The sequence below is a fragment of the Dolichospermum compactum NIES-806 genome (genome assembly GCF_002368115.1).
Classification (GTDB): Bacteria; Cyanobacteriota; Cyanobacteriia; order Cyanobacteriales; family Nostocaceae; genus Dolichospermum; species Dolichospermum compactum.
This window is the reverse complement of record NZ_AP018316.1, coordinates 4,446,188-4,453,719: the sequence shown is the minus strand read 5'-3', so window position 1 is coordinate 4,453,719 and position 7,532 is coordinate 4,446,188. Positions and strand designations below refer to the sequence as shown.

The 7,532-nt window shown below is 41.1% G+C and carries 6 protein-coding genes; 2 read left to right on the top strand and 4 right to left on the bottom strand.

Annotation, left to right across the window (positions count from 1 at the left end; all coding sequences use genetic code 11):
- Nucleotides 1–220: 220 nt before the first annotated feature.
- From CA730_RS20690 to CA730_RS20675, 4 genes are all read right to left on the bottom strand, one after another.
- The gene (locus CA730_RS20690) at nucleotides 221–1,534 is read right to left on the bottom strand and encodes a TldD/PmbA family protein (protein WP_096670149.1); all 1,314 of its coding nucleotides are present in this window, start codon (nucleotides 1,532–1,534) and stop codon (nucleotides 221–223) included.
- Between the two features lie 169 nt (nucleotides 1,535–1,703).
- Nucleotides 1,704–2,561: a Tab2/Atab2 family RNA-binding protein gene (locus CA730_RS20685; RefSeq protein WP_407919750.1), complete on the bottom strand. Its 858-nt coding sequence runs from the start codon at nucleotides 2,559–2,561 to the stop codon at nucleotides 1,704–1,706.
- A gap of 234 nt (nucleotides 2,562–2,795) precedes the next feature.
- Complete coding sequence (locus tag CA730_RS20680) at nucleotides 2,796–3,482, bottom strand: uracil-DNA glycosylase (protein WP_096670145.1); 687 nt, start codon at nucleotides 3,480–3,482, stop codon at nucleotides 2,796–2,798.
- 143 nt (nucleotides 3,483–3,625) lie between these two features.
- Complete coding sequence (locus CA730_RS20675) at nucleotides 3,626–3,832, bottom strand: glycogen debranching protein (protein WP_096670143.1); 207 nt, start codon at nucleotides 3,830–3,832, stop codon at nucleotides 3,626–3,628.
- Between the two features lie 506 nt (nucleotides 3,833–4,338).
- On the opposite strand from CA730_RS20675, the gene CA730_RS20670 reads away from it, so the two are divergent.
- Nucleotides 4,339–5,589, top strand: a complete 1,251-nt coding sequence (locus tag CA730_RS20670; protein ID WP_096670141.1) for a competence/damage-inducible protein A — start codon at nucleotides 4,339–4,341, stop codon at nucleotides 5,587–5,589.
- A gap of 947 nt (nucleotides 5,590–6,536) precedes the next feature.
- Nucleotides 6,537–7,532 (top strand): glycosyltransferase family 4 protein (locus CA730_RS20665; protein ID WP_096671692.1); only part of this gene is annotated, 996 nt, incomplete at its 3' end.

The following is a 7,532-nucleotide window of genomic DNA, read 5'->3' as shown; positions in this document are numbered from 1 at the left end:
TGAAAATCCTTGAATCCTGGTTATCCTGATTCAGAATATTTTTCTGTAACCCTTAAATGTTAAAACTTACAAGTCTCGACGCGAGAGAAGAGACAACTTCCCTTGTTCGTCCCATCCCCCCAATACCCCTCATACCCCACCCTTCCCAAACGTCTATATCATTGCGTTGCGTTAGATCCCCGACTTCTTCAAGAAGTCGGGGATCTGGGATGTTATAATATTAACTATTTTTACCAGTAATAGATAGTCCTTCTACTATCAGCGATGGTGTATAACAAGAACCATTCCAATCCGCATCTCCACCTAGTTGCACCACTTGTTTCAAGGCTGTGTAGACGTTACCTGCGACCATCGTATCCTTGACCCGACCAATGATTTGACCATTCTTTACGCGATAGCCTAAATCAACATTGATGGAAAAATCACCAGATAGTCCGCTATAACTACCTAACATTTGATCCACAATTAAGCCGTCATCCATCTTACTAATTAAGTCTAATAGGGAAAGATTACCAGGTTGAATCAGGAAGTTAAATAACCCAGGGGTGGGATAACTACCTAAACCGGGACGAAAACCATTACCAGTGCTGCCGATGTTTAATTGTCGTCCAGTGGTGCGATCGCTATAAAAATTCCGTAAAATCCCATTTTCGATAAATATTAAGGACTGGGTAGGTTGACCTTCATCATCAAAGGGACAGCTATAGGGGCCTGCTTCTGGGTTCTGGTACAGGGTAAGGGTGGGGGCAATCACTGGTTTACCCAACTTATCCACCCAAGGGGAAGCTTTTTCCAAGATGTGCTTACCATTCAAAGCTGCTTGCACAGTTCCCCACAGCATATCTGCTGCTTTAGAAGTGAACAACACCGGACAACGACCACTAGGACTAGGAACATTTTCCTCTGCCCAGTTTAATCGTTGTAAAATTTGGCTGGCTACTTTTTCTGGGTTGAGTTTATCGCGTTGGGTTTGGCCATCAGCCACACTGAGAAAATCATCACCTCTGACCCATTCTGCTGACATATAGCAGCTAAGTGTGGTGTCAGTGTAGTGAGAATCTAAACCTTTGCTGTTGATGAATCTGGTGGTTTCCATATCACATTCCCAGTCACTATGACAAAGAATATCTGGATAGACATCACGAATTAAGGCGATCGCCTCCTTACCCCATTGAATCAACATCTTAACGGATACAGATGTGCCTAAGTCTGAGTAATAATGCTCGCCATGAGTCCCTAATTCTAGTGTTTCCGGTGGATTTAATTGACTCAGTGCCAAAGATTTTTCCACCATTGCTTGAGGATCAACATCGCCATAGGCCACCGTCAAACCGGGACAACCATCCCGCCATAGCCGTAGGGCTGTACCCTCAGCTTGACTGGTTTCTAGTTGTTTGAGACGGTTGGCTTCAAAAAAAACTGGTCGAGAAAGCGATCGTGATTGATACACTTCCGCAGCCTCAGCACCAGACTTGAGGGCAAGTTCTAGCAGTTGTTCCGCCAGTGTATCTTGTAACAAATTTGCAGAACCCATGTCCCTTTATCAATTATGGATTTTGGATATAAATCGCTTAATAGAGGCATTCCATTATCCCATTAGCGTGTCATTAACAGTTACAAAAAAGGGAACAGGGAACAGGGAACAGGGAACAGATAAGAAACACTCATTTGCACCAGTTTAGAGCTTATCCCTGCTTGTAACCTCATGGCAAATTAATTTCTTGTAACAGCCAAAAGCCCGCAAAATCTTGGGATTGAGAATCGGACTGGACACCAATAAAATGTACGCCATTGGCTTGTTCCTTAGCTACCGCAAAGCCCTGTGCTTCTGCCAAAAGTTCAGGAGTGCGGATATTAGCCACCACCCAACTTTCCGTAGCCCCCGTTTCTAAAATCAACCTGTTGCCTTGCTTGGTGTCGAAGTGCAAATAAGCCATTTCTAAACCAGACATCCAACCCGCTATGGGTAAAGCCCTGGGTGAGAAAATCAAAATTCCTGGTATCCGAGTTTCTGGGGACAATTGCGCCAACTCTAGGGGAAAAGCTTCACCAAAGCCAATCTCCCAATCTGGCATATCCGCAAAATTACTAGCTGTTAAGGTAACAAAAGACCATTGTTTTCCTTCTAAAGCATCCGGTAAACGCTGGGGTAAAGGTCTATCTAAACGCACCGAAGGATTAGCTACTCCTTGATATCCCGGTTCTTGGGGATAAACTTCCTTCATGCGCTGCTGTATCCACTGATTGAGAACCAACGTTCGCCGACTCGGTACAGCGGGTACTCCCACATCCTCACAGGATTTGGTAATCATGTTATTCATTTGGCGACGGAAAAAGCGAATTTTGGTAGGTGCTGCGCCGGCTTCTTCTATCGCTTCCTGAATTGCTGTCCGCAACCAACCCGAATTTACCTGGGTACTGGGGCAATATTTAGCATAGCGAAACAGAGAATCCGTTTGTGTATCAATATTTACAGGACTTTCACACACTAAGATCTCCCATACTTTTTTCTGATTTTCGTCCAAAATCGGACGGGAGTAAAAATCGAGTTCCCAATACATTTTTCTCTGGCTGCCCATGTTTGATTGGTAAAAATCTGATGATTTAATATTTTGTGATTTCCTAACTTTACCAATTTACAGGAGCATTAGTAATTGGTAATTGGTCATTGGTAATTGGTCATTGGGAAAATTATTGCGTCTCCTCTATTCCCTATTCCCTATTCCCTATTCCCTATTCCCTATTTCCTATTCCCTGTTCCCTAGTCATAACGACAATTTTTAACGCCAACCTACTTAATTTTGATTCTGATTTTTTAATTCATCAAACTTAGCCCGAACCACCTGTATATCTTGCCACATGAGCCATTTCGGCTTTCCTTGTTCCCGTGAAGGGTTACGCAACAAATAAGAGGGATGAAAAATAGGCATACATAAGCGTCCTTCCCACTCTAACCATTGACCACGAATTTTAGTAATCGGGCGGTTATCACCAATCACACCCTTCACAGAAGTTGCACCTGTTAATAAGATAATTTTTGGGTCAACCAGGCGAATCTGCTCAAATAAATATGGTTTACAAGCAGTAGCTTCTTCACTCGTTGGTACACGGTTTTCCGGTGGTCTACACTTACAAATATTGGCAATATAGGTATCTGTTTCCGTACTTAAATTTACTGAAGCTAAGATATTTTCTAGTAATTGTCCTGATCTACCCACAAATGGTAAACCTGTTTCGTCCTCGTTTTTTCCCGGTGCTTCTCCAATAATCATAATTTCGGCTTGGAGATTACCACGTCCAACCACAGCATGAGTGCGGTTTTGGGCTAATGCACAACGCTGACAGCCATTACAATGTTTTGTCAATTCTTCTACATTCTCATAAGTTCCTGACGGAATGGGAATTTTATGACTGGTAGGAATTAGCTCTCTTTGGTTTAAGCTAGAGTTATCAAATAAACTAAGTTGAGTTTCATGCTGCATGGAAGTTAAAATTGTAACTGGAAACTTCAGAATATTAACGCAAAATATCACCACCTATCCTATCAATTAATAGACAGAATGAGATTGGGGCTTTGTCTAGCTCATCAAAAGTATCGCCCTTTTTCTCATCCAGCACACTCTGATTAATCAAGTTTTAAAGCATTAACTGGCACATCATCCCAAGATCTCACCACCCTTAATTTTGCAATCCAGCCCTCTGCCTTTTGAGAGTTCGTGAGATTAGTCTTAAACGACTCATGACAATCTTTAGCCTGAGACTCATTACAAGAGGCAATACAGGCGTGAATCAGTCCTGAAGGATCAATTTGTTCATTTACCCAAATATTCATAGTTTATATTTTGAAAATATGGTGTTAAAACCGCCATCTTTAATTTTATAATACTTATTAAGTTTATAGCAAATTGCAAATCAATGAGGCTTCCGTGAGCGTCAGCCGATAACGTAGCATGGCGTTAGCAACACGGTACAGGATATAACTGCAAAGCCAGATACCAAGCCAGTTTCACTCCTAAATCCTGCTGTATGCCAAGAGATAAGCAAAATTCAGGCGAGTATTTAATATAACTATAGGACTTACGCACGCTCACTAATTTACCATGATATGAATGAACGAAATTGCGTCGTTTTCGGCTTTGGGAATAACTTATTGAGTAGGGTGCGTCAGATAGAGGGAATCTGTTTTTTTGTCAAAATATCGTGTCTGACGCACCCTACAAGGGATAAAATTTACGTCACATATTTGGGGAATCTTGTCAATGCGTAAATCCTAAACTATTTCTTCCCAGATTCACAATTCCTAATTCCTTATTCCTTTTTAATTCCTTTTTAATCCCCATGAGTGCAGAAATTATTTGCGTCGGTACAGAAATGCTGCTAGGAGATATTCTTAACAGCAATGCCCAATATCTTGCCCAACAGTTAGCACAGTTAGGCATTCCTCACTACTATCAAACAGTCGTAGGGGATAATCCAGAGAGACTCAAAGAAGTTATAGAAATTGCTGCCTCTAGAGTACAAATTCTCATTTTCACAGGTGGTTTAGGACCCACACCCGATGATCTTACCTGCGAAACTATCGCTGATTTTTTTGGCGTTCCTCTCATAGAACGAGCCGATATTGTCGAAGATATAGCCGAGAAATTTGCCCAACGGGGAAGAATAATGTCCGCCAACAATCGCAAACAAGCCTTAATTCCCCAAGGTGCGGAAATTTTACCCAACCCCACAGGAACAGCACCGGGTATTATTTGGCAACCCCGTCCAGGATTAACTATTTTTACTTTCCCTGGTGTTCCCAGCGAAATGTATCGAATGTGGACCGAAACCGCCGTACCTTTTCTGAAAAGTCAAGGTTGGGGAAAAGAAATTATCTATAGTCACAGTTTAAGATTTTGGGGAATTGGAGAATCTGCTTTAGCTGAAAAAGTAGCCCCCTACTTTAACTTAACTAATCCCACAGTAGCCCCCTATGCAGGTAAGGGAGAGGTAAGACTGCGAATTTCCGCCAAAGCAACAGACGCAACAACCGCAGAAGCTTTAATTGCACCTATTGAAAAACAACTAAGAGAAATCGCTGGCTTAGATTATTATGGCATTGACAATGACACCCTTGCTGCTGTCGTTGGTAATTTATTAAGGTCTGCGGGAGCAACCCTATCTGTAGCTGAATCTTGCACCGGTGGGGGACTGGGGCAAATGTTAACAGAAATTTCCGGTAGTTCTGATTACTTTTGGGGTGGGGTAATTGCCTACGATAATTCCGTCAAAGTCGGACTATTAGGGGTCAACCCAGAGGATTTAGAGGAATTTGGCGCAGTGAGTGCAATAGTAGCTGAACAAATGGCTATTGGCGTTAAGAATCGGCTCTCAACCACTTGGGGATTAAGTATTACAGGCATTGCCGGACCAACCGGCGCAACCGAAACCAAACCAGTGGGTTTAGTCTATATTGGTTTAGCCGGTCCTGGTAACGAAGTAATCAGTTTTGAACATCGCTTCGGTACAATTCGGGGACGGTCTTTAATTCGTTATGTGAGTGCAAATACGGCGTTAGATCATCTGCGGCGACATTTGCTCACAAGCTAGTTGACACTCCCCGGTCTAAAGACACGGGGATTCTTAAGATTTCACAATCTTAATATCTTGTTTGCACAAGTTCCCAGACTCAGTACGTTTGCACAAAAGTGCGTGCTGATACCGCCAGTTGCTCTACTTGGGGAAACCCCAAGACCGCACTGGCTCATCTTCTGGGCGTTTAGCTGTTAAACAGCAAGTTTCGCGGAGTCCCCACGTACTATTTTGAAACCTCTATCTCTGATAGTCTTTGCAGCACCAATATCGGCGTGTTCGTTAGGGAGAGGTTTACCAGGGGGTTTCATATTTGGTTAAACTATGAACCGTTCTCAGTATACTTGTATTGCTAGAGAAAAAATGTAAGAGTTAAGCAGATGGGTTTTTAAGAGTGTATGAACTACTTAATGTCTCTTCCGAGACTCAATACTAGATAATGATAATTTAATCACACTTGTCTACTTGTAGAAAGTTTACTGATTAACTGAAACCTAGCATTAAGAATCTTACAAAATCTTTAAGTGAATATACGACTTGACAAACAGTAATTAAATGTGATAAAAGAAATGAGGGATAAAATAAAAAATGTTCAATCAAAACAAAAGCAAACAAATGTTTGACTAGGTGAGGCGCTGTTACCTAGTTTGGTTGCCCGCAAGTTTTCTTAAAATTTTTTGCCGATTTTATGTCAGTAATAACACCAAATAATCAGTAATAACACTAAATGAAAGTCGGCAAATTCTAATTATTATCATATAATTAGGGCTTGCTGAAAAAAAGTAACCCGTAGGGTAGTACTAAAACGGAGTATTTTACCTTTAATGAACTTAAAAGTTTGAGGATGACAGATAGCTGAAACTCTCACCTGTCTGGTGGCGTAGCACCTGTAACATCCCTTCACTAGAAAACTTATTCAACAACCCCTAATTATGTCAAAGCCAGTATTTAACGAAAATTATACAATGTCCAATCGTAAGAGTTCTATAAAATATCCCTTGCATTCCATAGAGGCTGAACAGCTTTCTGAAATTAGTGATATGTTGTATCATAAACTAACTACTTTGTCTGTGATAACTGAGTTTTTTCCTCCAGACTATGCGGCAACAGGACAGTTGATTGAAGAACTAGTCAAACAGTTGGAGAAACAAGGAATTAAGATTAGAGTATTCACTGGACAACCAGGATATGCTTTTACTACTGCTCAAGCCCCAGCCCTAGAGCAGTTAGGCAATATTCGCGTTAAAAGATCCCGATCTACTCAGATATGGTCTGATAGGATTCGCGGGAAAGCTATCAGTGGTGTTTTATTTACATTGCGGGCTTTTTTGCATATTATCAGAAATGCTCGTAAGAATGATGTATTTTTATTAACTTCAGCACCTCCTTTTTTATCCATAGCCGGATATTTAACTCATTTATTATTAAAATTTCCCTATGTATGTTTAATATATGATTTGTATCCAGACATTGCGATCGCTTTAGGAGTAGTTTCTAAAAAGCACTGGTTAGCCAAGTTTTGGTGGGCAATCAACCGCAAGATTTGGCAAAAATCCAAAGGGATTATTGTCCTGAGTCCTGCTATGAAGGAAAGGGTTATAGCAATCTGTCCAGAAGTAGCTGATAAGGTGTCTGTGATTCATAGTTGGGGCGATTCTGAGTTAATCTTACCCATTACCAAAGAAAAAAACTGGTTTGCTAAACAACATAACTTGGACAGCATATTCACAGTTCTTTATTCTGGTAATATGGGTAGATGTCATGATACGGACACTATTTTGGCAACTGCTCAAAAATTACAAAATGAACCAATTCAGTTCGTTTGTATTGGTGGTGGACCAAAACGGGAAAGTTTTATTCAAGATGTCAAACGCTTGGGACTAAAAAACTTTCTCTTCCTTCCTTATCAAGACAAGAGTGTGCTACCGTATTCCCTGACAGCTTGTGATTTATCATTAGTT